This is a genomic window from Limnobacter sp. (assembly GCF_043511195.1).
In the GTDB taxonomy this organism is placed as follows: domain Bacteria; phylum Pseudomonadota; class Gammaproteobacteria; order Burkholderiales; family Burkholderiaceae_B; genus Limnobacter.
The window spans coordinates 3,245,056-3,272,018 of the sequence record NZ_CP121330.1; the positions used below are offsets into that span (position 1 = coordinate 3,245,056).

Sequence of the window (26,963 nt, forward strand, 5' to 3'; positions counted from 1 at the left end):
ACATGAACCCAATGCCCCGAACCAGCGCCAAAGACCTGCTGAATTATGGCCTTCTGGGCTGGGCCTTGGGCGCCGTGGCAGTGCCAATCTATATTCAGGTACCCTACCTGTACTCCCGAATTTACGAAGTTCCATCGGCATGGGTGGGCATTATTTTGTTGTTGTCACGCCTGCTCGATGCTGTACTCGACCCCGCAATTGGTTTGTGGGTGGATCGCCGCAGCGGCCAAGGCAACCGGTACGCCCTTCCCCTGCTGCTTGCGGTGCCTTTGCTGTTGCTGGGTATGGCGGGTGTATTTTTTCCCTTGGGTAGCAACCCGACTGAATACGCAGCCAGCCTGATGGTGAGTTTGATTGTGGTGCACCTGGGCTACAGCTTTGCCAGCATTGCCTACCAAGCCTGGGGGGCCGAATTGGGCCACACCGACAAGGAACGGTCAACGTACGTGGCCGTGCGTGAAGGCGTGGGCATTCTGGGTGTGGTGTTCGCCGTGTCGTTGGCGCTTGAAACGAACGCAGGCCTGATATTCACGGTGTTCGCGGTGATGCTGGTGATAGGCATGTTCTTGCTCTTGAAGTTTTCACCCCAACCCGATCGTAGCGCGCAACAGCCGGTAAGTGCCCTGGCTCAAACATTCAACCATGTGCAAGCTGGCGCATTGGCGGCCATCCGCAAGGGGTTTGCCGACATTGTGCAACCTTTGCGCAGGCAAAACTTCCGAAAACTGATGGGTGTGTTTTTGTGCAATGGCCTGGCCGCTGCATTGCCCGCCACGCTGGTGCCTTTTTACATGCGTGACCGACTGGGTTTGGGCGATTCCGACCAATGGGTGCTTGCTGTGTACTTTTTGGTGGGTGCAGCATCCACTGTGTTCTGGGTTTGGCTTTCCAGCAAAATCGGCCTGGCTCGGGCATGGCTCTTGGGCATGATTTTGTCCATTCCGGCCTTCATCATTGTGATCGTACTCGGAGAAGGCGACCTGGCGGGTTACCTGCTTGTGTGCATTGTCACTGGCTTTGCATTGGGCGCAGACCTGTCGCTGCCTGCCGCATTGGTGGCACGCTTGATTGAAGAAAACGGCGAGCGCGGCAAAACAGAAGGCACCTATTTCGGACTTTGGAACTGGATCAACAAATTCAATTTGGCGCTGGCACCCAGCTTTGCGCTGGGCACCTTGCAATGGTTCAGTTATTCGGCCGACATGGCAACAACCGAGACCTATCAAAACATGGGGCTGTTACAACAATTGGCCAACGACCCGCTGCTGTGGGTGTACGCCTTGGTGCCTTGTGCACTGAAGCTTCTGGCCATTGTGCTGTTGGGCCGTAGCGGCCTGGCCAGCCTGAATCAAACCACAAGCAACACAGCAATCGGGAGTACTGCATGATTTACGCACAACAATGGGCACGCAAGCTGCAACTGGCTTTCCTCGCTTTGGCCGGCGCACTGGTTTTAACAGCGTGCGCAAGCCCGCAACCCACCGACTACGCACAAGAAAAACCAGTGCTGGACCTGAAAGAATATTTCAATGGCACCATTGACGCTTGGGGTGTGTTTCAGGACCGATCTGGCAAAGTAGTGAAGCGGTTTACAGTGGTGATGAAATGCACTTGGGACGGCAACACCGGCGTGCTGGATGAAGACTTTACTTACTCCGACGGCACCACACAAAAACGGGTGTGGACGCTGAAAAAAGACGGCAACAAATACACCGGCACGGCTGGCGATGTATTGGGGCAAGCCAACGGAGAAACTTCCGGCAATGCATTTCAATGGAAGTACACCATGCTGCTGCCCGTGGACGGCACCACCTACGAGGTGCAGTTCGACGACTGGATGTACCAGATGGACGACAAGGTGATGCTGAACCGTGCCACCATGAGCAAGTTCGGTATAGAGCTGGGTGAAGTATTACTTAGCTTTCGCAAACGCGACTGAGTACAAAACCGAGCGGCAAACTACAAAGGAAATTGCATGAGCTTTAATCCGAAACTGACCCAATGGCAAAACAAACGGGTGTGGCTGGTGGGTGCATCCACTGGCATCGGCGAAGCATTGGCCCGCCAACTCGACCAACTGGGCTGCAAGCAAATGTTGTCGGCCCGCAGCGCAGACAAACTGACCACTTTGGCGGGCGAATTGCAACATGCCACCGCCCTGCCACTGGACATTACCCAGCAAGCTGCTGTAAAAACGGCATTTGACAATGTCATTGCTGCGTGGGGTGGCGTCGATTTGATCGTGCTGATGGCGGGCACTTACTCGGAAATGTCGGTGGCTGAATTCGACATCGAGAAAGTGAAACAACAAATCGACGTGAACCTGAATGGCACCATGTACGTGCTGGCCAACGCGTTGCCCAAATTGCTCGAGCAAAAGTCAGGGCACCTGGCAATCGTGTCCAGTGTAGCCGGCTATCGAGGCCTGCCCAATTCACTGGCCTATGGCCCCACCAAGGCTGCGCTGATCAACCTGGCTGAGGCATTGCATGTCGAGTTAAAACCACTCCACGTGGGCGTGAGCGTGGTGAACCCGGGTTTTGTGGACACCCCACTGACCCGCAAAAATACCTTCCCAATGCCGTTCCTGATTACCGCTGAAAAAGCCGCACAGGAAATTATTACTGGCCTTGAGAAAGGTGAATTCGAAATTCACTTCCCCAAGGCATTCACACGCTCGCTGAGAACCTTGCGCGTGCTGCCGTATTCACTGTACTTTGCCGCGGTGCGCAAGCTGACTGCCAATAAAAACAAAGCGGAACTTGGCCATGAACAAAGCAAATAACGCCGCTGGTAAACCAGGCGGGCTTGCACCACTGGATCGTCAACAGTTGTCTAAACCCTTGCACAGATTGATTGATTTTTTTGAACACATCACCGAGCAAACAGTGGCAGACATGCCCAAATTTTATGCGGCTGATGCTTACTTCAAAGACCCGTTCAACGAAGTCAACCAGGTTGAGGACATCGCACGTATTTTTGGCGAGATGTTCCATCAGGTCAACAACCCACGCTTTGTGGTGCACACCGCATTTGAATCCGGCCAACAAGTATTCATGGCCTGGGACTTTCTGTTCGAAATGAAGCGCTTCAAGGCCGGGCAGGTGCAGTGCATCAGGGGTTCGTCGCACCTGTTGTTGAACCAAAACGGGCTTGTACAGTCCCATAGAGACTACTGGGACACGGCTGAAGAACTCTACGAAAAGATCCCGGTGTTGGGAGGACTGATGCGCTGGCTAAAAAAGCAAGCGGGCTAAAAGCCCGAACCAAGCGGGTTTTGGCGTACACTTGTGCACATAAATGCCTCGTGTCACCAAATCTTCATGCGCTTCATGACATGTCTTGTTAAAATCACAAAGTCAAATCTATTCAGTGAAGGTGGAGCAACATGTTGTATCCAGAGTTATTCAGGTCATTGGAATCCGTTCGTTGGAACATGGAGAAGGACATCAATTGGGATCAATTCGATGCATCCAGGTTGTCTGAAGAACAGGCCCAAACCATCAAAATGAATGCAATTACCGAGTGGTCAGCCTTGCCTGCCACTGAAATGTTTTTGCGAGACAACAAACACGACAGTGACTTTTCCGCCTTCATGTCGATCTGGTTTTTTGAAGAGCAGAAACACTCGCTGGTCCTGATGGAATACCTGCGTCGCTTCCGCCCCGACTTGCTGCCCACCGAAGAAGAGCTGCATGCCGTGCGCTTTGAGTTCGACCCGGCACCACCGCTTGAAACACTGATGCTGCATTTTTGCGGCGAAATTCGCCTGAATCACTGGTATCGCTGCGCCTCGGACTGGCACACCGAACCCGTGATCAAGCAGATTTACAAAATCATTTCTCACGACGAAGCCCGCCATGGCGGTGCTTACCTGCGCTACATGAAAAAAGCGCTGGTGGAAGTGGGCGACGGTGCCCGTGCTGCTTTCAGTAAAATTGGTGTGTTAATGGCCTCGGCTCGCCGCACCCAAAAGCCTTTGCACCCCACCAACCTGCACGTGAACAAAGACTTGTTTCCACACGATACAGTGCAAAGTCGCCTGCCCGACCCCGATTGGCTTGAGAACTGGCTGGATGGTCAAATTCGCTTTGATGCCGACTGGGAAAAGAAAGTGGTTGACCGCATTTTGCACAACATGAGCTTGCTGTTTGAACGCACCTTTGAATCGGTGCAAGACCTGAACCGCTACCGCAAGGAAGTGATGGCGCGCTTGGGCGCAACAGAACCACCTGTTGGCAACGCAGCCTGATTTGATTGCACTATGACAACAACAGGAAAACCGGCACGCTTTGAAAAAAAGGTGTGCCACCCCAGCGAACTTGCAGAACGCGCCAAACAACTCAAAGGCCCCGTGGTATTTACCAACGGGGTTTTTGATTTGCTGCACCGTGGGCATGTCACTTACCTTGACCAGGCTGCGCAAGAAGGCCAAAGCCTGATCGTGGCAGTGAACTCGGATGAATCAGTCAAACGCCTGGGCAAAGGCCCAGACCGCCCCATTAACACGCAAGCTGATCGAATGTATGTGCTGGCGGCGCTGGAATGCGTGGCCCTGGTCACCTACTTCGAAGAAGACACCCCATTGAATGCAATTTTGGCGGCCCGACCCGATGTACTGGTGAAAGGCGGCGATTGGCCTGTTGAAAAAATGGTGGGTGCCAAAGAAGTTCAAAGTTGGGGGGGCACAGCGTTGTCTATCGCGTTTGAACACGAGCGCAGCACCACGGCCACGCTCGAAAAAATCCGTAAACTCTAAACCTTGCCAGGCGCAACGCTGGCCTGCGCAAATTGTTCAGGCAAACTGGCCACATGCAACGTGGTGGTTGGAAACGCTATTTCCGCACCGTGTTGCTCAATGATCTCGGCGATTTTCAGCAACACGTCCTGCTTTACTTCGTGGAACTTCACCCAAATTGTGGTTTTGGTAAAGGTATACACCAACAAATTCACACTTGAACCACCAAACTGGTTCAGGTTCACAATCAAGGTTTGATCGTCGTCAATTTCGTCGTGATCAATTAACATGCGTTTCACACCGTCTGCAATCGCTCTAACCTGGGCAATGTCGTCGTAACGCACACCAATGGTTTCCTGAATTCGACGGTGCGTCATACGCGATGGGTTTTCCAGGGAAATGGTACTGAAAGTGGCATTGGGCACGTACAGTGGGCGTTTGTCGAAAGTACGAATGCGGGTGAGTCGCCAGCCAATGTGCTCTACAGTGCCTTCAATGTTTTTATCCGGTGAACGCACCCAATCACCCACTACAAATGGGCGATCCATGTACACCGTTAAACCCCCAAAAAAATTGGCCAGCAAATCTTTGGCGGCAAAACCCACTGCAATACCGCCCACGCCACCAAAGGCAAGCACGCCTGAAATACTGAACCCCATATTTTGAAGAATCACCAGCACCGCGGTGATGATGATAGAGGCACGCAGCAACTTACCAATTGCGCTCGCGGTGGTGGCATCAAGCGGTTCTTTGATCCGGTCGGGGTTTTGAAGCGCCACTTCAAACCGCTTTGCCAAACCAAACAAGAACCAGGTGATCAACACAATGATGCCAACCCGACGCGTGGGATCGATGAATTCGAAAATTTCGGCGTTGTTTGCCATGTGCGTAATTTTGGCCGCCCATGAAATACCCAACAGCCAAATCAGCAGCTTCAGTGGCTTGCGGGCACTTTCAAGAAATACATCATCCCAGGGATTGTTCGATTTTTCTGCAAGGCGCCCCAAATGATTGAACACCAAGCCAACAGAATAACTGACCAACAGGGTGAGAAAAACCACCGCGAAAACCTGGTACACCCACGTGTTGTAGGCCAAAAATTCAGGGGGCACACCCATGCCGACGAGCCATTCTTGTACGCTGGCAAAATTCATGACAACTCGTTCAATGAAACAAAAGAGACAGTGTAGAGAACCTGAAAAGCAAAAATGCCCCCGAGGGGGCATTTTTGGTGACTACATTTGACAGAAGTTTACTTCTTCTCGGCTTTTGCCTTACCGCTGGCCTTCGCATCGGCTTTCACGTTGGCGTTCACGTCGGCATTGGCCTTGACATCAGCGGCTGACTCCACTTGACCAGTGCGCTTACCAACTTCGCCTTTTGCTTCAGAATGCATGGCGCCAGCTTCATTGCGCATTTCATTGCCCTTGGACTTTGCGCCTTTCACTGCAGCGCTGGATTTGCCTTTCAAATCTGCGTTGGCATTTGCATTGGCATCCGCTTTGGCCTTGGCATCGGCGTTCAAAGAAACACCCGGCACTTCAGCGTTCACGCCAACACCAGTGTTCACACCCAAGCCCACCGCCATGGCGGAGGCCGAAAACATCAGGGTACTGGTGATAACGGCGAGTTTCAATGTAGTTTTTTTCATGGTTAAAGTCCCCTTGAAATTTTGTTTGGGAATCGAAATAACGGTTATGTTCCTTGGGCGGTTGACGACTTTCGCCAGAACTCGCTTTTTGCGACAACAGGATCTGGGTCAGGCCAAGCCAAACCCATGCGCTCCAGCGTGCCCACCAGGATTTCTGCCACCAGCATATTACGGAAACCTTTGTGGTCAGCAGGAATAATCCACCAGGGCGCCTGTTTGGTGCAGGTTTTTTCGAGCACCTGTTCGTAGGCATTGGCGTACATGCTGTAATTCTCGCCACAGTGAAGGTCTTTTTCAGTCAACTTCCAGCGTTTGTCGGGAGTTTCCCAACGCTCGACCATGCGTTGATGCTGTTCTTCGCGGGAAATATTCAGGAAAATTTTGAGCACTGTGGTGTCGGTTTCAACCAGCAAACGCTCAAAATCATTGGTCTGACGAAGGCGCTCTTCAATCCAGGTAGTCGACACATTGTCCTGAATAATCGGCATGATGATGCCATCGTAATGCGAGCGGTTGAAAATCACCGATTGCCCGGCACCGGGCACATGAGGATGAACGCGCCACAAAAAGTCATGCGCGGCTTCTTGCTCGGAAGGTTCTTTGAAGGACACCATGCGCAGGGCCATCGGGTGTACCGAACGCATAATGGCGCGGGCTGCACCATCTTTTCCAGCGGTGTCCATGCCTTGCAAGATAACCAGCAGCTTGTGTTCGCCTTGTGCATAAAGGCAAGTCAACAAATGGTTCAGTCGTTCCGACAACTGGTCGACGCGCTCGTGCATGTCCTCTTTGGAAGGCATGTCGCCGTAACGGGTAGGCCATTGACGCAAGCGAACCGCTTTGCCATTGACCATACAGGCCTGCCCTAAAATTTCCCACTGACTTTCAGGCACCAAGGCATCGGGCAATACTTTTTCAGAGCGCTTGGTTTCTTTGTGTTTGGTGACTTTGGCTTCAGGTTTGTTGTCTGCTTTGGTCATGCTGATCCAGGTTGTGCTTGTTTTCCACGGACTTTTGAATCTCGAACCGCACTTGTTCAAATGATTGGGCACGAACCTGACCAAAACCTTTCACCTGATTGAACAGGTCAAGAAGGTGCTCGGTCTGTTTGCTGTGCTGCAACATTGAAGGATTATTGTGCATCAGTTCCAACCAGGTTTCAAACCAACTCACCAGTAAAGTCTGGTTTTTACGCTCTAAACTTCCTCTAAATGGGTCAAATGCAGTGTTTCGCAAGTGGCGCAAAGTGGCCAAAACCTTGAGCACAGAGAAAAACCAGGGGCCCAATTTAATTTTTCTTGGGCGACTGCTGTGCCCGGCCAGCCAAGTGGGGGCAAAGTGAAAATACAGCTTGGCCCCCGGCTCAAATTGCGCCATGGTGTGCTGTTGCCAATCCGGGTTGGTGTGCAAGCGAGCCACTTCAAACTCGTCTTTGAAAGCCAACAATTTGAAATACGTGCTGCACAAGCGCACCCACTGGTATTGTAAACCCAGCGACTCAAAACCCGAACGCAAAGGCAATACCTTGGCGGTAAAACGGCTAGCGAGTTTCGCGTTTTGATACTGCGTCAACTCGGACTCATAGCGGGCCAGCTTGTCATTGTCGGTCTCTGATTTGGTGGCAGAAGCGGCCTGGTTGTTCAACAAATCCTGCAGAAGGTCAGGCTGGGTCACCGCCAGTCGACCCGCATCAAAAGCCATCAGGTTTTCATTCACTTTCACGCCATTTAATTCAATCGCTTTGCGCAGTGCAGCCAAGTGAAGGGGCAAACACCCCCGCTGCCATGCAGCACCCAAGAGCAAAGCGTTTGCATACACGGTGTCACCAAAAAGGTGCTCGGCCAGCCACTGGGCACGAATGGGCGAATACTGCCGCTGCGGCTCGTGCAAGGCGCGGGCAATGTCTGCATGCATTTGATCTACGGGGGCGCACCAGTCTCGCTGGGCAATAAAATCGGCGGTGGGAGACGTGTCGGTATTCACCACGGCGAACGCAGCGCTATTGAGTAATTCCAGAGTTTTCTCGTGCGCAGACACGACCAGGTCACCGCCTATCATCAAATCGGCTTCACCCACCGGAATTTTGGAGGACGCCAGGGTAATGCCCGCGGGCGCAAACTGCACATGAGAAAACACCGCACCGCCTTTTTGCGCCAAGCCAGCCATGTCCAGTGCCAATGCTTCCATACCCTGCAAATGCGCAGCCATGCCCAACCAGGCGCCAATTGTTACTACGCCCGTGCCACCTACGCCATTAATCAGCACCGAATAACGATGTTCAAGATCATCAGGGTGCAGGTGAAATGGCGGCTCCACGAGACTGGCACACGCTTTGGCAAGCGCATGGTGATGCCCGGAAACATCGGGCTTGCGCAACTCGCCACCTTCGACAGTCACCAGGCTTGGGCAAAGCCCTTCCAGGCAACTGTAGTCTTTGTTGCAAGTGGATTGGTTAATGGTTCGTTTGACGCCCCAGGGCGTTGAAACCGGCTCTATCGACAAACAATTGGAATGCTTCGAACAGTCGCCGCAGCCTTCGCACACGCGTGGATTGATCAATACACGCTTGGCTGGGTTAGGAAACATGGGTTTGCCTGTGGCTGGATCAGTTCGCTTGCGCCTGCGGCGTTTTTCCGAGGCACAGGTTTGCTCGTAAACCAGCACCGTGGTGCCTTTGATGTCGCGCAGCAGTTTTTGCACCGTGTCCATGTCGCGGCGGTCGAACACTTCAATACCTTCGGCTTTGGGGTCTTCGGCCAAATCGCGCAGGTGCACCCCAGGGTTGTCGCTGACAATCACAATTTTGGCAACGTCCTCGGCTGCCAGTTGGCGGGTAAGTTGTGCAACGGTCAGCGTGCCGTCAAGGTGCTGCCCGCCCGTCATGGCCACCGCATCGTTGTAGAGTAATTTGTAGGTGATGTTTACACCGGCGGCGACACTGGCCCGAATGGCCAGAATTCCGGAGTGGAAATAAGTGCCGTCACCCAGGTTGGCAAACACATGCTGTGTTTCGGTGAACGGTGCCTGGCCGATCCACGGCACTCCCTCTCCGCCCATTTGTGTGTAGGTTTGCGTGTTTCTGTCCATCCACACGGCCATGTAATGGCAACCGATACCCGCCATTGCGCGGCTTCCCTCGGGCACTTTGGTTGAAGTATTGTGTGGGCAACCTGAGCAAAAGTAAGGCTTGCGTTCCACTGGCACGTGGGCTGAATGCCCTACTTCATGACTGCGTTCAATGGTTTTGATTCGGCTTTCAATCAGTGCTGTGATGTCGGCAGGCAATTGCATGTGGCGCAAGCGTTTGGCAATTGCCAATGCAATTAATGCTGGGTCCAGTTCATAGTGGCTTGGTAACAGCCAGTTACCCTGGGGCAAAGACCACTCCCCGCCCTCTCGACCATCTTCGGCCAGCCTTTCGTCAAACTTGCCATACACCTTGGGGCGCACATCTTCTCGCCAGGCATACAGCTCTTCCTTGATTTGATACTCCACCAATTGACGCTTTTCTTCAATGACGAGAATCTCTTGCAAACCCTTCGCAAAGTCCCGTATACCCACTGCATCAAGTGGCCAAACCATGCCCACTTTGTAAACACGCAAACCAATTTCCGCGCATCGCTGGGGGCTTAAACCCAAATCATTCAAACTCTGCAAGGTGTCCTGAAAAGCCTTGCCCGTGGCCACAATGCCGAATCTTGCACACGGTGAATCAATCACCGTTCGATTAATTTTGTTTGCACGGCAAAAGGCCAGCGCTGCATACAGCTTGTGATCAATCAACCGGGCTTCTTGAGCCAGGGCAGTGTCGGGCCAGCGAATATTCAACCCACCGTCCGGCATGTCGAAATCGGTGGGAATCACCGTAGTGTGGCGCAGCAGATCAATGTCGACTGTCGCCGAACATTCAACCACGTCAGCCACTGTCTTCATGCCAACCCAAACTCCCGCATAGCGGCTCATGGCATAACCCAACACACCGAAGTCCAGAATTTCCTGCACATTGCTTGGAAACAAGACCGGAATCATGGCCGCTTTCAGTACATGGTCAGACTGATGCGGCAAGGTGGAGCTTTTTGCGGCGTGGTCATCGCCAGCCACCAGCAATACGCCTGCGTGTTTTGATGTGCCTGCTGCATTGGCATGCTTGAACACGTCGAGACTGCGATCTACACCGGGCCCCTTGCCGTACCAAAGACCAAATACGCCATCCACTTTTGCGCCCTGAAACAGATTGAGCTGCTGACTTCCCCACACCGATGTGGCGGCCAAGTCTTCATTGAGACCTGCCTGAAAATGAATGTTTGAAGGATCAAGAAATTGTTTTGCCGCCCAAAAAGCCTGATCAACCGCACCCAAAGGGGAGCCGCGGTAACCCGAGACAAAACCGCCCGTGTTCAGCCCGTTCTTCCGATCCAGTTCGGATTGAAGCAACATGAGGCGCACCAAAGCCTGGGTGCCGGTGATGTAAATTTTTCCCTGGGAAAGCGTGTACTTGTCACTGAGCGTGACTGCGCGATACTGCGGTTGGTGTGGGGCATTCATGAGCACTTTCCTCCACGAAACAGATAAGTTTCAGCGAGTGCGAGTTGCCTTGCGTATGCCTTGTGAGCGACACGAGGCCCTATCCCAGTGTTACACAGAGCTCACAGGGCTTCAAGCCCCTTGGTCGGGTTGAATGTCTTTCACGTTGTCGACGTTGAACATTTCTTCTGGTCTTGGATAGCTTTTTTTGGATTTGCGTGCGGGCAATTTCTCCCCAGAGAACAACTCGACCGCAGTGCGCGCAACTTCTTTCGTATCCAAGGCGGCGTAAGCAGACACCACCGCGGCACCCGCCAGCGGAATGATTCGCGATGCAGTGCGCTTGGCCACCCGCTCGAATACCGCCTGTCCAATTTGTTTTGTTACACGGACTGCGATATCCCGGCTTCCGCTGCGGGTAAATCGATCAATCAGATCAAGCACCGATTTGGCTGATTTCTCCTCATGTTCCAGCGGAATCGATCTTTCATACTCGCGCACGGCTGTGTCCGTGACATGACTGAAAAGACAAGTCATGAGTTCTTGTTCGGTCAGTGGCTTCTTGTGACCAAAAGTTACGGCAATGTCAGCAACCATTTGCGCCTGAATCCGCCACACAATGATCAGATCGGGCAATACGGTGAGCATTCCCAGTGGGCCCACGGGCAAAGCCAATCCGCCCGACACGGCAGCCGCCTTTGCACAGGCTTTTTGCGTAATTTCCTTGGCGCGTTCATAAGGCCGCTTGGCTTTACCCGGCTCTTTGGAAACGGGCATACCGCCTGTGAGAAAACCAAAGAAGGCATGGAGGGGCCCCATTAGGGCTCTGGGTAAATTGGTCTTTTGCATGAATAGTTAATCAAAGGCAAATTGTTTCTGACAGTAACAATCAACAAGTCACAGACTTGGTTTACTATCGTAACTCACAAGGCGTAATCAGTTTGGGTGAAATTCCCTAAGATTGCTGTGGTCCTTGGGGTCAAAATTGTGAATAGACGGTGCAATTCACGGTCTGATCTTGGCTTTGATCCATTTGGAGTACCCCTAACATGGGGGAATTCGACCTAGAGTTCGATATTTTCACACAGGAGTGAATGTCATGAGCAATGCAGCAAACAAACAGTTGGTTTTGAAACGCAAGGAAGAAGGCGCTTCCTTGATCGAGTACGCAGTAATCGCGGCTTTGGTTGTAGCGCTGGCAGTGGCTGGTTTTGCTACGTTGGGTGGTGGTCTTGAAACGGCATTCGGCAACATCGTTAACGCCCTGACCGGTGGTGAGTAAGATCCTCGCCATTAATGCACAGTGAACTTCAATATTCGGGCCAGATCTTCTCTTTGCCGCCGCACTGTTAAACAGCGCGGTGCCCAACTTGTTGAGCTGGCCCTGATGTTACCAATTGTACTCACAGTGATTTTTGCAATTGTGGGTTACAGCCTGTTGTTCATGGTGCAACACACGCTTAGTTCAGCAGTTTCACAGGCTGCACGAAGCGTTGCTGTTGCCGGTAGCACGGCCGACCCGGAAGCTGCGGCCAGGCAATTGTTGTTGAATTCCCTGCCCAGTGCAATGTACCCGGCGGGCTTTAGCTTTTCCACCGACCAATTGGCCGGTGCTGCTGATTGCGGCAACGCTTTGGGCGCGGGTACTAACCCAGCCTTGAGTTGCCTGGAATTTCGGGGGTTTTTTAACACTTCAGAAAATCCGTTTTTGTCCAATATTCCATTTGCAGATACTTTTTTTCCAGAACAACTCAGCGCCAGCGCTGTAGTTCTGTACCAGAACACCGACGCACTGTAAATTCTTCCGGGAGCCCTTCGCGACATGTCAGGAAAAACAAAAATACTCGCACTGCTGCTATTGGGAATCGGACTGATTTTCATGGTCATGGCCTTTTTGTCGGGTCAGAACGTGAAAAAAGGTGGTCAAGCCATCAAAACCGAGCTTGAGCGTTTCCCGGTGGTGGTCAGCACAGTTGAAATTCAATTTGGCAAGCCAGTGACGTCCGACATGTTGAAGGTCGAGAAATTTGCGATTGCCCCCAGTGGCTCGTTCACCGACATCGGCGATGTAATTGGCAAGAAGCCGCTGTTCAACATTGGCAAGGGCTTGCCAGTGACCAATCAATATTTTGAGTCAGGCGCGGTGGCTGCTGAAGTGCGTGAAGGTTATCGTGCTTTTGCCTTGCGTCTGGATGAAAACAACGTGGCCACCGCCAAGATCAAGGCCGGTGATTATGTCGATGTGTTCTCGATATTCAAATCTAACAGTCGCGACATTGAAGAAACAATTTCGCGATTGATCATGCCCAAACTGCGTGTGCTGTCTGTCGGCTCCCAGTTGGTGAATGCGCCAGAAACAACCAATGCCGCCAATGACAAGGATGTAAACAACCGCCAGGTCAGATTGAAAGCAATGATGGTTGAGGTGCCCACCGCAGACGTCAACACGTTGGCCATTGCGCAAACCCAGGGTGAATTGTTTGTGGTGTTGCGCAGCCCCGAGGAAGAAGAACTTCCTGACATGAGCAAGTACCCTCAACCTGACACCGTGCTAAAGCCTATTCCAGTCAAAGGCCCTGACGGTAAAGTACTGAAGGTCCAACCTCCCATTGAACTGAGCCCAAGTGACAAAGCCTTTGCAGGAACATCGCTGGGTAATACAGTGCTACCGGGCAGCAGCAACACAAAAGACAACAAGAAACCCGCGCAAACCACACGACGAGCAGCCGAACCGGCAACAGTTGAAGTGATTCGTGGCGGCGAAACAACCCGGGAAACAGCGCGATGAAGAACAACAACATCACCTTGAAAAGCGTGGTCGCAGCAATATCACTGATTGCCTGTGCAGGGCTGGTCAGCCCGCAAATTGCAGTTGGGCAAACACCTGCCGCGCCAAGTAGCGCAACGCCTTTTGTGCTCACTCTAAGCACAGGATTCCAAAAAGTCATCAGCCTGCCCGGCATACCGGCACGGGTGTCCATTGGCGACCCCAGCATTGCTTCGGTTACCGTACTTAAACCCACCGACCGTGGCGGCAAAAATGCGGGTGTATTGGTAACCGGTTTGAAAACCGGCTCTACATCGCTTTTGATTTGGGACCGTGGTGCCAGCATGGCCCGGGTAATCACTGTGGCTGTCACTGGCAAAGCGGCTGAAACCATATCAAACTTGAAAGACCTGAACCTTGAAACTGAAGGGCAGGTATTGAAATTGTCAGGCTCAACGCCCAATGTCAGTACCTATCAGCAAGCACGTGAAAGTTTGATCAAGCCAGGCAGTGATGGAAAACAAGCCGAGCTGATTGACCAAGCCACGATTCAAACGTCGGGCACCGTGCAAGTGGATGTGAAAGTGGTTGAATTCACCCGCAGTGAGTTGCAGCGCTTGGGCATTAACTTGACCGGACAATTTAATGGTGGCGAGTTCACCTATCAAATTGCCAATCCTGGCGCCAATGCCGGATCGGTAGCAAATGCGTTCGGATTGACTCTAAGTAATTTGGCAGGCGATCTGACAGCCAATTTGAATATTCTCCAAGCCGACGGTTACGCCAAAGTGCTCGCGGAGCCTTCTCTGATTGCCCAATCCGGTCAGGACGCATCGTTTCTCGCGGGTGGCGAAATTCCAATTCCCGTGCCTTCTGGCAACGGCACAATTGGTATTGAGTACAAAAAGTTTGGTGTCGGTTTAAGTTTCACACCCACCATTTTGTCGAACAAAACCATTGCCTTGAAAGTATCGCCTGAAGTCAGCGATCTCGACTTTTCTCGTGGCACGTCCATTCAAGGTGTGCTGGTTCCCGCCATCTTGACTCGCCGTGCAAGTACCACCGTTGAACTGGGTGAAAACCAAAGCTTTGTGATCGGTGGCTTGATCAGCCGAAACATTATTGCCAATGCCAACCGGGTACCCTGGTTGTCTGAAATTCCGATTTTGGGCGCCTTCTTCAAAGGCAACACCTACAGCCGGGAAGACAAAGAACTACTTATCATCGTTACGCCACGATTTGTAAAACCCCGTGCAGCAGACGCGCCCGCCTTGGCCCTTCCGGGTCAAAACGTTGGCATGCGCCCACGCAGCGTGTGGAGCCAACTCTTCCTGCCCGCCGCAACAGAGCCAGTTCCTGGCTTCACCAACAATTAAAGGGAATCTGCGATGCAACAAAGCATGCCCCGAATATTGTTCATCAGTGGGTCTGACTCCAATTGGCTTTGGTTGTCAGACGCAGTGGGCGATCGTTTTATGCTGGTGCGCGAATCTGGCACTTTCAGCGAAATTACCAAACGCGTAGGCCTGGTATCACCCAGCATGGCGGTGGTGGATTACTCGCCACAGGTCGGCCTGGACGCCAGCCTGATCGTCAAGGAACTTCGAGAACTTGCACCCGACCTGCCTGTTGTGGCCATGGGCTCGAAAGACTCGACTGAAGACGTGGTCAATGCCCTGCGTTCTGGCGTAAAAGACTTTCTCAGCCTGGATTCCAGTGCAGGAGAAGTCACAAAAATTCTGACCGGCGTTGTTGAAAAAGCACCCAAACAAAGCAATGAGCGAAAAGGCTATGCCTTGGTTGTATTGGGTGGTCGCCAGGGTGTGGGTTCCACCACATTGGCAGTCAACCTGGCTGTGCAGCTGGCCAAACAAAACAAAGACAGCACTTTGCTGCTGGACTTTGGTTTGCCCTTGGGCGATGGCTTGGTGCATTTGCCAGCCGAAGACAAACAGGGCGCGATGGACTTTGTGGAATGTGTGCGCAACTTGAAACGCTTCGATGCCACCTTGGCAAAAACCGCGTTTCGCCGCAACAATGCCACCGGCGTGGCCATACTTTCACTGCCCAGAAACCTGGCCGACTTGCGTGACATTTCCGCGTCTGATGCATTGAAATTCCTGAACCTGATCAAATCCTTTTTCGAGAATATCGTGATTGATTTGTGCGGCTTCTCGAACATTGAATTTGTGGCCAGCCTGCTGCGAAGCGCTGATTCCACCATGGTGCTGACACCTCAGTCTGTACCCGGTATTGTGACCGCCGCTGAGCTGATCAAAGGTCTGAACGACAAAGGCATTGCAACCCAGACATTTGACCTGGTAGTCACGCCTTATCACAAAGACGTTGCGCTGGACGCAGAATCGATCGCCAAGAAACTGAACATTGAAACGGTACACACCCTGCCAGACCGGCGCGCACCCTGATCAATGCCGTCAACGGCGGCCAGGTATTGTCCGCAGCCGATTCGAAAGACCCGTATGCCAAAGCAGTCGCACAACTGCTCGACAGAGTGAATGCCAACCGCAAACACCTTGACGGACAGGGCGGCCTTGCAGGCACATTCAAGAAATGGTTCAACAAATGAGTGACATCATTTTCGGCCAGGAAGCGCCGCCCCCCAAGCCCTCGGAGCCTGAACACATTGAAGGCGCTGCATCCAATGCAGCCAATTCAGCCGAGGACTTGCAGTTTGCCACCGCCAAAGTCAGCGACATGGACTCTGCGGTGTTGGCCGATGTGAAAGAAATGGCCCATGAACACATTCTGGCCATCATCGAGAAGAAAGGCGCTACTTTCGCCAAAATGGACAACAGCGCCCTTGAAAAATTCATTCAAGGTGAAGTGCAAAGTCTGATTTATGGCAAGCAGATTCCACTGAACGACTCCGAAGTCACCTTCGTGGCCGACTCGCTGTACAAGGAAATTGCAGGCTTTGGCCCACTTGAAGACCTGCTGGCCGATCCCAACGTTGAAGACGTCATGATCAATGGCTTTAAAGACGTGTATGTGTCCAAAATGGGTCGCATGGAACGCGTACAGGCCCGCTTTGTCGACAATGCCCACCTACTTCGCATTGTTCGCCGCATTCTGGCACCACTGGGCCGCCGGCTTGATGAATCCAGCCCCATGGTCGATGCCCGCCTGCCCGATGGCAGCCGGATCAACGTGATTATTTCTCCACTGGCCCGCGATGGCGTGGTGGTTTCCATTCGTAAATTCAGAAGCATCCCGCTGCGTGCAGACGACCTGATGGGTTTGGGCACCTTTGATGCCCGTGTGTACGAGCTTATGCAAGAGGCCGTTCGCAAACGTTGCAACCTGGTGGTCAGTGGTGCGACATCCACCGGCAAAACCTCCATGCTGAACGTGCTGGCCGAGTTTATTCCACCCGGCGAGCGCCTGATCACCATTGAAGACACCGCAGAATTGCAATTGAACCACCACCATGTGGTTCGCCTTGAAAGCCGCCCCGGTGGCCATGAGGGCGCGGGTGCAATTTCGATTCGCGACCTGGTAAAAAACAGCTTGCGCATGCGCCCGGACCGGGTTGTGGTGGGCGAGGTACGCGGTGCCGAGGTTCTCGACATGCTGCAAGCCATGAGTACTGGTCACGATGGTTCCATGGGCACCATTCACGCCTCGACGCCACGCGATTGCCTGCACCGCCTTGAAATGCTGTCTGGCTTTGCGGGCTTCACCGGCAATGAAATGAGTTTGCGCCGACAAATTGCATCGGCACTGGACCTGATTGTACAAATCGTGCGGCTGCCGTCTGGCAAACGCCGCATTTACAGCATCACGGAAGTGGCTGGCATTGTGGACGACAATATTTTGCTGCAAGACCTGTATCGCCATGAAAGCCGACTGGGCCCGGACGGTCAGGAACTGGACAACTGGGTCCCTGTGGTGCCTTATCCCAAAAACCCGAAAATCTCGCATATTCGCCTGACATGACATTCGGACTGATCGCCGCTGCCTTGGTATTCATCTCTCTGGCCCTGCTGTTGCTGGGCCGGGGTGCTGAAGAACAAAACCGCAAACTGGCGGAAAGTCGACTTGATGTCGCGTTGAGCAAATCCAGAGACCCATTGGCGCTGGAAAAAGATCCGCTTCGCAAAAAATACATTCCACAATGGATCACCGACAGCCTGATTTCAGCGGGCCTGTCGATCGACCGCGCATTGGGCATTCGTGTGGCCATGATCACACTGATACCGGCGCTGGCTGCTTTCGTTTTCCGGGGCGCCGCAAGTGCCGTCGGTGCACTCATTCTCGCCATTCTGGGCATTGCCGCTTATGTGTTGTATCGTCAGCGCAAACGCAGGCTGCAAATGCTGAGTCAATTGCCCAACTTTCTGGATGGCGTGGTGCGTGTGAGCGCGGTGGGTTACAGCCTGACTGTGTCATTCAACACCGCACTGGAAAACGCCGAACAACCCCTGAAGGAAGCGTTGGGGCTGGCTGTTCAAATGCAATATGCCGGCCTGGAACTGGACCAAGCCATGCACCGACTGTCGCGCGTGTATGGCCTGACGGAATTCAAGCTGATTGCATCCGTTGTTGCGCTGGCACTGAACTACGGTGGCAAAAGCGATATTTTGCTGGGCCGTTTGGCGCAGTACCTGCGCGACCGTGAACAACATCATCAGGAAATGTTGGCCATGTCCTCCGAGGCTCGCATGTCGGCAGTATTCATGTGCTGCCTGACACCCGCACTGGCCGGTATTATTCTGACGCTGAACCCTGCTTACCTGGGCACCATGTGGAACGACGATACAGGCCGCATGTTGCTGTTCGTCGCGGGACTGCTGCAAATTGCAGGCGCAGCGATTATTTATCGCATGGTCAAAAGCATTTAAGGGCGCCACCATGGACATGAACACATTTTTGGCGATTGGCATTTTCCTGTTGGGGCTGGGGTTTATCGGCCTGGCCTGGAGCCTGTTGAGCCAAAGCAACCGCAAAGAAAAAGCGCTGGCCCGAATTGATGAGTACACCGAACTTCGTCGCAGGGTTCAAAGCTCCGCTGCAGTGCGCAACCAGGTGCCCACCAGTGTGCTGACCGGAAGAATCGAAAGAATTGGCCAGCAATTCAGCAAAACCAAGGCATTTACCTACTTTGTAGAAGATGAAGACAAAAAACTTCTGGGACGGGCTGGCTTTGGACGTGAAGAGGACCTTAGCCGGTTTGTATTGATCCGAATCGCACTTGGACTCCTTGGTTTGGCCATCGGGCTTTTCCTGAACTGGGATGCAGGTTTCGGGCCCATTGCGATGATTCAGGTGGTGGCGGTCACGGGCATTGGTTTCATGGCCCCCAAGTGGTACCTGAAAACCGTGGGCGAGGGTCGGGAAGCCGCTTTTGAACGTGAATTGGTGGCCGTGGTCGATGTGATGCGTTTGTTGCAGGGTGTCGGCCTGAGCGTGGACCAGTCCATCGAAGTCATGACCTCGCAACTGTATGACCTGGTACCCATTACCGGCCGCATGTTGCGTAGATCCCGGGCTCAAGTCAAGTCGGGGGTGCCATGGATTGTCATGCTCAAGCGAATGAGCAACATGTACTCCAGCGACGAATTCAAATCATTTGTGCAGGTCTTGGAGCAAATCGAGAAGTTTGGCGGCGCTGTTCAGGAACCTCTGAAACAGTTCTCAGACCGACTCGTGGAAAAAGAAAGAGCCAATGCCAAAGAAACAATGGGCAAGCTGACTGTTAAACTGACGGGTGTCATGGTGATTACCATGCTGCCAGCACTTCTGATCATGACTGGCGGCCCGGGTATCATCTCCATTATTCGTGCATTTGAACGGGTCGGGGGTTAAAGCGTGTTGAGCAGTCGTCTAATTTTGGGGCATTTAAACCGGCAACTGGCCATGTTGGCACTGCCATTCATTCTGGCCGCCTGTGCAACTCCGCAACAGGCACCCAATGCACCTGCATCGGAACCGGCAATAACACCCAGTTCGCCCAACATTGGCGCTACCAGCCCTACTCAAGACGCGCTAATTGAAGCCGAGCGCAAAGAACTTGACCGTGAAGACGAGCAAACCAGAAAAGCCCGTGCCGAACGCGAGAAAAACCTGCACCTGAAACTCGTTCAAACCATGATTGAGCAAGACAATGCCTACGCAGCCTTGGCTCATCTGGATGCTTACGACCAGAAATGGGGATCAGACAGGCAGAGCAAACAATTGCGCGCCGATTCGCTGCGCAAGACCAGTCAGTTGGACCAGGCAGAGCTGGTGTACACATCGCTGCTCAGCGGACAAGGCCAGCAAAAAAGCGGACCAGTCTGGTACGGATTGGGCAAAGTGGCCATTGAACGCGGCGACCTGAAAACAGCCGTGATTCGCCTGGAAAAATCGATTCAGGTGGATCCATTGAACATCAATGCTTACTCGGACCTTGGTTTGGTGTACCTGTTGGAAGGGCAAAAAGAACCCGCCTACAACACGCTGATGAAAGCCAACCAACTGGCCAGCGGTGATGCAAAGATCATGGCCAACCTTGCCCTTTGGGGTTTGGTGTTTGACGATTTCAACATGGCCATGGACATCGCCGACCGGCTGCAGTGGTCAGACAACACACGCAACCAAGTGATGTCACAAGCCAATTCCATCAAAAGGCGTTTGGACGCCAAAGGAAACCCACAATGAACTCGACCACGCCCTGGATATTGGCTGCACTCTTAGGTGCAGCCCCCCTGCTCGTTAGTGCGCAAGACACAGCCAGCAACTCTCAAGGTACCTTATCCATTTCAGGCACCACCGATGCGGAAACCGGCTTGAGCACGCGCACTTGGCTAAAAGAACAAGCCGAAGGCATCAATCGGGGCGAAGTCGAAGCTTACAGCGCTGAATCAGCAGGTAAAGCGTATCGTGCTTACACCGACTCCATTGGCGCGAAAGATCAGAAAGCACCCGTGTCGCAAGTTTCAACCATCAAAACCAATTAAATTTTCAAGTGCTGCGCCTGCTGCTCAAACTGCTGTCTTTCGTCACTGGCCAACGGCTGTTGACGCCCGAGCAGGCAAAAAGCCAACAGCTTGAGCTTGACGATTTGCGAACCAAGCAAGTTGCACTGGAAACCTTGTCGAGCAAGCTACGTAGCGAACTGAAGCGCCAACAGGCTTTGGCACTTCAGCAGATCGAGAAAAACCAAGACTCACACAAACAAACAATGACTGCCCAACTGTCGGAAATAGACAGTCTGAAGGAGGCGCTCAGCCAGCTGAATCAAAGTGTCGACATCGAAACCCAGCGACAAATCAAAGAGAACAATGACTTGCTCAGCCAACTCAACTGGTTGTCTGGCACCATTGCGCACGACTTCCGGGCACCACTGCGCGCCATAGACGCCTATTCCTTTTTTCTGGCCGATGACCTGGGTGAAAATGCCCCCCCCGAAGCCAGCAAATCACTGGAGGAAATTCGCCGCAATGGCAAACGCATGGGCGTGCTGCTCGATGCCCTGATTGAATACCTGCGCTTGGGTGTTTGCCCATTGGATATCCAACTGCACGATTTGAACGACACCCTGATGCAGGTGGTGAATGAGCACTTTGACTTCTCGCCTGTGCCGATTGAAATTCAGGTTCACGGCAAGTGGCGTTTTGACAAACCCATGATGATGAAAGCCTTCAAAGAGCTGATCGACAATGCAGTGAAATTCTCCAGACCTGTGGAGTCGCCAAAAATCATCATCCGACAAAGCAGCGCCAATAATCTTGAAATTATCGACAACGGTGTGGGCTTCTCAGACACACACGGTGCCCAGAAATTTCAGCTATTTCACCGCATGCACGGCAACGATGAATTCGACGGCGAAGGCATTGGCCTGGCCACCGCTGAACGCATTGCTTCTCGCCATCACATCACCCTGAATTTGAACCGCGTGGGCAATCAAACTGTGGCCAGCCTGCAATTGCCCGAACACGGATCGAACTAAACCACCTTCGACAACAACTCCAGCAAACCCGGCAGCTTGCCCAAGTCACGCCTGGGCAGAGCATTGCGCACTTTGTTTCCGTCCGCAGAAGTGTCGACCAAAGCGGCACTGGGACCTGGCGAAGGTAAATTTCGAAACACCAAAACCACAGGGCTAATTGCGGTTTCACCCCTAATCAGGCTGCAACCAATTTGGCTACCGGTCAATTGCACCAAACTACCCGCCGGGTAAATACCCAACTCCTCGAGAATGATGGCTGTAAAGCAGCTGTACAAATGGTCCGCATGAGCAAACAAGTCTTTCACAGCCTGTTCAGCCGTGAAATTGTTGCGGTAGTCGCGCTGGGCCATTCTGGCATTAAATGAATCGCAAACACTCAACAACACCGACCCCACATTGTTGTTGGGTATCTGGTTTGGATAACCCGAACCATCCGGCAGTTCATGGTGCATGCGCACCGACTCAATCCAGATTTCATCCTTCACACCCAGCAATTTCAGCTTGTTCGCACTTTGCTCCGGGTGTTTGCGAATGGTCTCGCGCTGATCGCGCGACAAGGGCTCGGTTTGCGCCCGCAAGCGAGCTTGCAAGGTCAACATGCTGATGTTCATGGTCAACGCGGCTTTCAAATGCGAGGTAAGCTCACCGCCTGAAAACCGGTTACTGCACAAACCCACCCGAAACAGAGTCAAGGCCACCAGCATGTGGTGCATCACCGGGTAATCGTCGGCTGTGTGCCAAGCCAGGTAAGCATAGGCCAGGTCGAAATGATGAATGGCAATGTGCTTGAACCGCTCGGCAAGTTCGTCCATCACGACCACAAAGGTTTCAGGCTCTTCGTCCACCAGGGCCTTGGACAGCACCTTGTAGCAACAATCCAGCTCCTCAAACAAATCCTGTGCCTGAAGATACAGCAAGGTGGATTGGGTCAGTTCAGTTTCCAGCGCCACCAGGCTTTCACCCGCCACGCGTGTGGCAGGGTTGTAGCGTTTGCCGGAATACAAATACAAATGCTCGGGCGACAAAGACTTTCGTTGCAACAAAGGTTGCACCACCTGGGCATCTGAAATATTGATCAACATGGGGCAGACTCCTATTTGTCTTATTCATAACGTGTGAGCTGCCAAAAAAATGATCGCCCAATCGGTGGAGTCCACTTCGGGGATCTGCTGAACTGGGTCAAAAAAAGTGGTTTATTCGGAAAGTGGGGCGAAACACAAAAGTGAGATTCTTGGATCAAGTCAGATCCAGGTTCATCATCATGCAAACCATACAACTGCAAGCCACACCCAAACACGATTTTCGCTTTCCGGCAACCGTTGAGCTTCAAATGGCTGGCCCCTTACAGGGCAGTGATACCCACTTGGATGACGCACTGGCCGTAATTTTGCATGCCATCAGGCAAAGCAAAAACCCGAATGCCATGGACGCTTTGGGCACTTTGCTAGGCTATATGGAAACCCTTGAGAGAAAACAACAGGCCTGCCAAGGTACGGACACTTGGGTCACCTTGGCCAACCCGGTCACCATGAGCCTTTAACGTATTGACGATTCCGGACTGTAACCAGCAACACAAGTCCCTGCGCCAGAAAACCGAGACCGCTCCACATGGGCAGCGACAAGCCCCACAGGGGCGGATATGCCTCGGTGCACAACCCATCTGCAATAAACATATCGGGCCAGTACTGCACCCAAGGCAAGGCATTCAAAGTGTTTTGAAGTGGATCCACCCCGCAGGTTTGAGCCGGATTGGACAACACCCACACATGGTAAAAAGCCACACCTGCACCTGCTAAAAAGCCGAGCAACGTCAACACCACAAATACCTTGGACCACACGCTTTGACGACTGCTCAAGCCGATACCCAAGAAGCCCAATGCGGTTGCAAGATAGGCATAACGCTGAATAATGCACAGCGGACAGGGAAACCATTCCTTGCTGATTTGAAAGAACAGTGCGGCAGCCAACGCGCCCAAGCTGATAAACAGACCAAGGCTGGCCCAAGGCCGTGCGGAAGAATATTGCATCATTTATTACTTGCTTTGAACCCAATCTTGGGTTGATTGAAAAATGGTACTCATGGCTGACAAATAGCGCTGGGTTTCTTCGCCCAGCGGGTTGTGTTCCATGCAGAGAAATACAAATCTGAGTTTTTTAAATCCAATGGTGCCGGCAGCACCAGCACTTCGATGTGCCATGGACTTGAAAGCTTTTTCTTCCATCGCAAAGGGATCAAAACCTGGTACGAACCAGATCTCACGGGTTTCTTCAAAAAACTCTTGAGAAAATTCCTGCAGCATTTCAAGCCCCAGTTCATTTTCAAGACGTCCCCATTGATCAGAATCAATCAAGGGCTGTTGTTCAAGTTCTTGTTCAGAATACATGGCGGGTACTCATTGTTTGTTGTGTTTTTTTTAATTCCTACCCAAAGGATACTATTTCATTCATCAAACAAACGCCTTAAACGCCTATACTGAATCGTACTTCGTTGAATTTTCACTACCATCAAGACATGAGCAACGCATTAGAACAACTGAAACAAGTCACCACCGTAGTGGCTGACACAGGCGATTTTCAGGCCATTGCAGCCTTTTTGCCCCAAGACGCCACCACCAACCCCTCATTGATTTTAAAGGCAGTACAAAAACCGCAGTACATGCCTTTGCTGGAACAAATCAAGATCAAATATGGCCATGAGCCTTTGGAACTACAAACCGACCGGCTGTTGGTGGCTTTCGGCACTGAAATCCTGAAAATCATTCCAGGCCGGGTTTCCACTGAAGTGGATGCGCGGCTCAGCTTCGACACCGAGGCCACCATTTCCCGCGCCAAGCGAATTGTGTCGCTTTACAAAACGGAAGGCATTGACACCGAAAAACGGGTGTTGATCAAGATTGCATCCACGTGGGAAGGCATTCAGGCAGCAAAAGCACTGGAAGCCGAAGGCATTCACTGCAACCTGACTTTGCTGTTTTCACCCATTCAAGCTCACGCCTGTGCGCAAGCCGGTGTCCAACTGATTTCACCGTTTGTGGGCCGAATTTACGACTGGTACAAAAAGTCCGCAGGCAACACCTGGGACGAAGCGGCCAATGCGGGGGTGAACGACCCGGGTGTGCAATCGGTGCGCCGCATATACGCCTATTACAAGCAAAATGGAATTCGCACCGAAGTGATGGGCGCAAGCTTTCGCAACGCGGGGCAAATCAAGGCACTGGCGGGTTGCGACCTGCTGACCATCAGCCCCGAACTGCTGGCCGAGTTGAAAGCCGATGAAGTGGCATTGAAAGTGGACTTGAACACCGAATGGGCACTTGCCCAAGCACGGGAAACCTTCCCGAACGGTGAAACCGCATTTCGCTTTGAACTGAATGCCGACGCCATGGGTACAGAAAAACTGGCCGAAGGCATTCGTGCATTTGTGAAAGATTCAATGACGCTGGATGAGTTGCTACTTAAATAACGCCGTCATCCACCATCCGCTGAATGTCTTCAGCTGAATACCCAAGGTCAGCCAACACCTGCGCATTGTGCTCCCCAAGCTTGGGCCCAAGCCAACGGGTTTGCCCCGGCGTGGCGCTGAGCTTGGGCACAATGCCGGGCACCTTCAGGGTACGGTCCTCGCCAAAGGCATGTTCTTCGATCATGCCGCGTGCCGCAAATTGCGGATCATGCACAATGTCTTCGATGCTGTAAATTTTGCTGGCAGGCTCATCGGCTTTTTCGAGTACATCCAGTGCCTCGTCAATGCTGCGTTCCTTGCACCATTGTGCAATTGTGTCGTCGATTAACTCGGTGTGGCGCACCCGGCCATCGTTGCTGGCCATGTCTGGGTTTTCAGCAAAATCGCTTCGGCCCATGGCCAGCATCAAGCGCTTGAAAATGGCATCGCCATTGCCGCCAATCACAATAAAACCACCGCAACCACAGGTGTACGTGTTCGAAGGCACAATGCCCGGCAAGCTGGCACCCGAACGTTTGCGCACCACGCCCGCGAAATCGTATTCCGGCAACAGGCTTTCCATCATGTTGAACACTGACTCATACAAAGCCACATCCACCACTTGGCCCTTGCCTGTTTTGTGGCGGTGCTGCAAAGCCATCAAGGCACCAATGACCGCATGCAAACCTGCCAGGGAATCGCCAATTGAAATACCCACACGCACAGGCGGGCGATCGGTGTCTCCACTCAAAAAACGCATGCCCCCAATCGATTCCGCAATGGCACCAAAACCCGGGCGATCTTTGTAGGGGCCTGTTTGCCCATAGCCACTTAGGCGCACCACAATCAGGGCAGGATTCATGGCCTGAAGTTGCTCAGGGCTTAAGCCCCATTTTTCAAGTTGACCGGGGCGAAAATTCTCCACCAGCATGTCGGCACTTTCAATCAACTTGCGCAACACAGCAAGCCCTTCTTCGGCTTTTAAATTCAGCGTAATTGATTTTTTGTTGCGGGCCTGAACAGCCCACCACAATGAATTGCCCTCGTGGAGAACACGCCATTTGCGTATGGGGTCCCCACTTCCGGGCGTTTCAACCTTGATGACTTCCGCGCCAAACTCGCCGAGCATTCTGCTGGCAAAAGGGCCTGCAATCAAGGACCCCAATTCAAGCACACGAATACCAGTCAACGGGCCGTTTTGTGCAGTTTCAGAATTGCTGTGTTGGTCGGTCATGGAGATCAGCGTCAGTCGGAGTCAGTGCCCAACTGGCGGCGGTCCAACAGGGCCCGTGCCACAGTGCTGGGGTCGGTGTATTCAAGTTCGCCCCCAATGGGCACGCCACGGGCAAGGCGGCTCACCTTCAATGCCATGCGGCGAATGCGATCGGTGAGAAATACAGCCGTGGCCTCGCCTTCGTTGGTGAAGTTGGTGGCCAAAATCACTTCTTTCACTTCGCTGTCGTCCAGGCGCTGGCTCAGCTTGGGCCAATCCAGCGACTCAGGGCGCACACCATCGAGCGGCGAAGCGCGCCCCATGAGCACGTAGTAGTAACCACGGTAAGTTTGAGTGGCCTCAATGGCGGCCAAATCGGCAGGTGTTTCAACCACGCACAGCAAGCCGGGGTTGCGGCGCGTGTCGCTGCAAATACTGCACACATCAGCATGGCAAAAGTTGTTGCACATGCTGCAGTGGCGAATTTCCGCCACCGCCTTCAACAACGATTCACCCAAAGCCGTGGCGGCCTGGCGATCGTTTTGCAACAAATGAAAAGCCAGGCGTTGCGCCGACTTTGGCCCCACACCGGGCAAGCGCTTAAGCGCCTGCACCAGATCAACCAAGGGGTCGAGGCCCTCGAAGGCGTCAAACGCGGAACGGCTCATGGGTGATAA

General features: G+C 52.8%; 30 protein-coding genes. 20 read left to right on the top strand and 10 right to left on the bottom strand.

All coding sequences use genetic code 11. The annotated features are described in order from the left end of the window. Positions 1 to 2 precede the first annotated feature (2 nt). From P0D43_RS15395 to rfaE2, 6 genes are all read left to right on the top strand, one after another. Complete coding sequence (locus tag P0D43_RS15395; protein WP_159571994.1) at positions 3 to 1,388, top strand: MFS transporter; 1,386 nt, start codon at positions 3 to 5, stop codon at positions 1,386 to 1,388. After that, positions 1,385 to 1,939 carry a DUF3833 domain-containing protein gene (locus tag P0D43_RS15400; RefSeq protein ID WP_159571991.1) on the top strand — a complete coding sequence of 185 codons (555 nt, stop codon included), beginning with the start codon at positions 1,385 to 1,387 and terminating at the stop codon, positions 1,937 to 1,939. Before P0D43_RS15395 ends, P0D43_RS15400 begins: the two co-directional genes overlap by 4 nt. 36 nt (positions 1,940 to 1,975) lie before the next feature. Continuing rightward, entirely contained in the window at positions 1,976 to 2,785 is an 810-nt protein-coding gene (locus tag P0D43_RS15405; RefSeq protein ID WP_341236780.1) for an SDR family NAD(P)-dependent oxidoreductase, read from the top strand. Next, positions 2,769 to 3,257 carry a nuclear transport factor 2 family protein gene (locus P0D43_RS15410; RefSeq protein WP_394672897.1) on the top strand — a complete coding sequence of 163 codons (489 nt, stop codon included), beginning with the start codon at positions 2,769 to 2,771 and terminating at the stop codon, positions 3,255 to 3,257. The genes P0D43_RS15405 and P0D43_RS15410 overlap by 17 nt, the downstream gene beginning before the upstream one ends. Positions 3,258 to 3,388: 131 nt before the next feature. Continuing rightward, a complete protein-coding gene (locus P0D43_RS15415) occupies positions 3,389 to 4,252 on the top strand; it encodes a ferritin-like domain-containing protein (protein WP_394672898.1) in 864 nt (287 codons plus the stop codon). Positions 4,253 to 4,264: 12 nt separating this feature from the next. Next, a complete protein-coding gene (gene rfaE2, locus P0D43_RS15420) occupies positions 4,265 to 4,759 on the top strand; it encodes a D-glycero-beta-D-manno-heptose 1-phosphate adenylyltransferase (protein WP_159571979.1) in 495 nt (164 codons plus the stop codon). On the opposite strand, the gene P0D43_RS15425 is transcribed toward rfaE2, so the two are convergent. The 5 genes from P0D43_RS15425 to P0D43_RS15445 all read right to left on the bottom strand — a co-directional run bounded on the left by P0D43_RS15425 (position 4,756) and on the right by P0D43_RS15445 (position 11,690). After that, positions 4,756 to 5,892, bottom strand: coding sequence for a mechanosensitive ion channel family protein (locus tag P0D43_RS15425; protein WP_159571976.1), 1,137 nt, complete (start codon positions 5,890 to 5,892; stop codon positions 4,756 to 4,758). The two genes, rfaE2 and P0D43_RS15425, sit on opposite strands and share 4 nt — an antisense overlap. A 98-nt stretch (positions 5,893 to 5,990) precedes the next feature. After that, entirely contained in the window at positions 5,991 to 6,389 is a 399-nt protein-coding gene (locus P0D43_RS15430; protein WP_159571973.1) for a hypothetical protein, read from the bottom strand. A 44-nt stretch (positions 6,390 to 6,433) separates the two neighbouring features. After that, positions 6,434 to 7,369, bottom strand: coding sequence for a PPK2 family polyphosphate kinase (locus P0D43_RS15435; RefSeq protein ID WP_394672899.1), 936 nt, complete (start codon positions 7,367 to 7,369; stop codon positions 6,434 to 6,436). Further along, entirely contained in the window at positions 7,344 to 10,934 is a 3,591-nt protein-coding gene (locus P0D43_RS15440; protein WP_394672900.1) for an indolepyruvate ferredoxin oxidoreductase family protein, read from the bottom strand. The genes P0D43_RS15435 and P0D43_RS15440 overlap by 26 nt, the downstream gene beginning before the upstream one ends. A 111-nt stretch (positions 10,935 to 11,045) precedes the next feature. Beyond that, positions 11,046 to 11,690, bottom strand: a complete 645-nt coding sequence (locus tag P0D43_RS15445; RefSeq protein WP_159571964.1) for an EcsC family protein — start codon at positions 11,688 to 11,690, stop codon at positions 11,046 to 11,048. A 322-nt stretch (positions 11,691 to 12,012) separates the two neighbouring features. Here P0D43_RS15445 and P0D43_RS15450 point away from each other — a divergent pair, with 322 nt between their 5' ends. The 12 genes from P0D43_RS15450 (at position 12,013) to P0D43_RS15505 (ending at position 21,631) form a co-directional block, all read left to right on the top strand. Further along, positions 12,013 to 12,195: a Flp family type IVb pilin gene (locus P0D43_RS15450; RefSeq protein ID WP_159571961.1), complete on the top strand. Its 183-nt coding sequence runs from the start codon at positions 12,013 to 12,015 to the stop codon at positions 12,193 to 12,195. A gap of 21 nt (positions 12,196 to 12,216) precedes the next feature. Next, positions 12,217 to 12,711 carry a TadE family protein gene (locus tag P0D43_RS15455; protein WP_341236776.1) on the top strand — a complete coding sequence of 165 codons (495 nt, stop codon included), beginning with the start codon at positions 12,217 to 12,219 and terminating at the stop codon, positions 12,709 to 12,711. A 24-nt stretch (positions 12,712 to 12,735) separates the two neighbouring features. Next, positions 12,736 to 13,701 carry a Flp pilus assembly protein CpaB gene (cpaB, locus tag P0D43_RS15460; protein WP_341236775.1) on the top strand — a complete coding sequence of 322 codons (966 nt, stop codon included), beginning with the start codon at positions 12,736 to 12,738 and terminating at the stop codon, positions 13,699 to 13,701. Beyond that, complete coding sequence (locus P0D43_RS15465) at positions 13,698 to 15,056, top strand: type II and III secretion system protein family protein (RefSeq protein WP_341236774.1); 1,359 nt, start codon at positions 13,698 to 13,700, stop codon at positions 15,054 to 15,056. Before cpaB ends, P0D43_RS15465 begins: the two co-directional genes overlap by 4 nt. A gap of 24 nt (positions 15,057 to 15,080) precedes the next feature. After that, positions 15,081 to 16,106, top strand: a complete 1,026-nt coding sequence (locus P0D43_RS15470) for a CpaE family protein (protein WP_394672901.1) — start codon at positions 15,081 to 15,083, stop codon at positions 16,104 to 16,106. A 26-nt stretch (positions 16,107 to 16,132) separates the two neighbouring features. Further along, positions 16,133 to 16,267: a hypothetical protein gene (locus P0D43_RS15475; RefSeq protein ID WP_394672902.1), complete on the top strand. Its 135-nt coding sequence runs from the start codon at positions 16,133 to 16,135 to the stop codon at positions 16,265 to 16,267. Between the two features lie 128 nt (positions 16,268 to 16,395). Continuing rightward, complete coding sequence (locus tag P0D43_RS15480) at positions 16,396 to 17,637, top strand: CpaF family protein (protein WP_236550905.1); 1,242 nt, start codon at positions 16,396 to 16,398, stop codon at positions 17,635 to 17,637. Next, positions 17,634 to 18,542 carry a type II secretion system F family protein gene (locus tag P0D43_RS15485; protein WP_341236772.1) on the top strand — a complete coding sequence of 303 codons (909 nt, stop codon included), beginning with the start codon at positions 17,634 to 17,636 and terminating at the stop codon, positions 18,540 to 18,542. Before P0D43_RS15480 ends, P0D43_RS15485 begins: the two co-directional genes overlap by 4 nt. 10 nt (positions 18,543 to 18,552) lie before the next feature. Continuing rightward, positions 18,553 to 19,506, top strand: coding sequence for a type II secretion system F family protein (locus tag P0D43_RS15490; RefSeq protein WP_341236771.1), 954 nt, complete (start codon positions 18,553 to 18,555; stop codon positions 19,504 to 19,506). Positions 19,507 to 19,512: 6 nt separating this feature from the next. After that, complete coding sequence (locus P0D43_RS15495; protein ID WP_394672903.1) at positions 19,513 to 20,340, top strand: hypothetical protein; 828 nt, start codon at positions 19,513 to 19,515, stop codon at positions 20,338 to 20,340. Further along, positions 20,337 to 20,639, top strand: a complete 303-nt coding sequence (locus P0D43_RS15500; protein WP_159571936.1) for a hypothetical protein — start codon at positions 20,337 to 20,339, stop codon at positions 20,637 to 20,639. The genes P0D43_RS15495 and P0D43_RS15500 overlap by 4 nt, the downstream gene beginning before the upstream one ends. 8 nt (positions 20,640 to 20,647) lie before the next feature. Beyond that, complete coding sequence (locus tag P0D43_RS15505) at positions 20,648 to 21,631, top strand: ATP-binding protein (RefSeq protein WP_394672904.1); 984 nt, start codon at positions 20,648 to 20,650, stop codon at positions 21,629 to 21,631. Here the strand turns inward: P0D43_RS15505 and P0D43_RS15510 are convergent. Continuing rightward, the gene (locus P0D43_RS15510; RefSeq protein WP_159571930.1) at positions 21,628 to 22,713 is read right to left on the bottom strand and encodes an HD-GYP domain-containing protein; all 1,086 of its coding nucleotides are present in this window, start codon (positions 22,711 to 22,713) and stop codon (positions 21,628 to 21,630) included. The two genes, P0D43_RS15505 and P0D43_RS15510, sit on opposite strands and share 4 nt — an antisense overlap. Positions 22,714 to 22,892: 179 nt before the next feature. Between P0D43_RS15510 and P0D43_RS15515 the strand changes: the two genes are divergently transcribed. Next, complete coding sequence (locus P0D43_RS15515) at positions 22,893 to 23,171, top strand: hypothetical protein (RefSeq protein ID WP_394672905.1); 279 nt, start codon at positions 22,893 to 22,895, stop codon at positions 23,169 to 23,171. On the opposite strand, the gene P0D43_RS15520 is transcribed toward P0D43_RS15515, so the two are convergent. Both P0D43_RS15520 and P0D43_RS15525 read right to left on the bottom strand, forming a co-directional pair. Next, a complete protein-coding gene (locus P0D43_RS15520; RefSeq protein ID WP_341236766.1) occupies positions 23,155 to 23,661 on the bottom strand; it encodes a disulfide bond formation protein B in 507 nt (168 codons plus the stop codon). The two genes, P0D43_RS15515 and P0D43_RS15520, sit on opposite strands and share 17 nt — an antisense overlap. Before the next feature lie 3 nt (positions 23,662 to 23,664). Continuing rightward, the gene (locus P0D43_RS15525; RefSeq protein WP_341236765.1) at positions 23,665 to 24,015 is read right to left on the bottom strand and encodes a hypothetical protein; all 351 of its coding nucleotides are present in this window, start codon (positions 24,013 to 24,015) and stop codon (positions 23,665 to 23,667) included. Between the two features lie 128 nt (positions 24,016 to 24,143). Between P0D43_RS15525 and tal the strand changes: the two genes are divergently transcribed. Beyond that, on the top strand, positions 24,144 to 25,094 hold the full coding sequence (tal, locus tag P0D43_RS15530; RefSeq protein ID WP_394672906.1) for a transaldolase: 951 nt from the start codon (positions 24,144 to 24,146) through the stop codon (positions 25,092 to 25,094). Here the strand turns inward: tal and P0D43_RS15535 are convergent. Then, positions 25,087 to 26,307, bottom strand: coding sequence for a CaiB/BaiF CoA transferase family protein (locus tag P0D43_RS15535; RefSeq protein ID WP_394672907.1), 1,221 nt, complete (start codon positions 26,305 to 26,307; stop codon positions 25,087 to 25,089). The two genes, tal and P0D43_RS15535, sit on opposite strands and share 8 nt — an antisense overlap. Before the next feature lie 11 nt (positions 26,308 to 26,318). After that, a complete protein-coding gene (gene recR, locus P0D43_RS15540; RefSeq protein ID WP_394672908.1) occupies positions 26,319 to 26,954 on the bottom strand; it encodes a recombination mediator RecR in 636 nt (211 codons plus the stop codon). Positions 26,955 to 26,963: the final 9 nt, after the last annotated feature.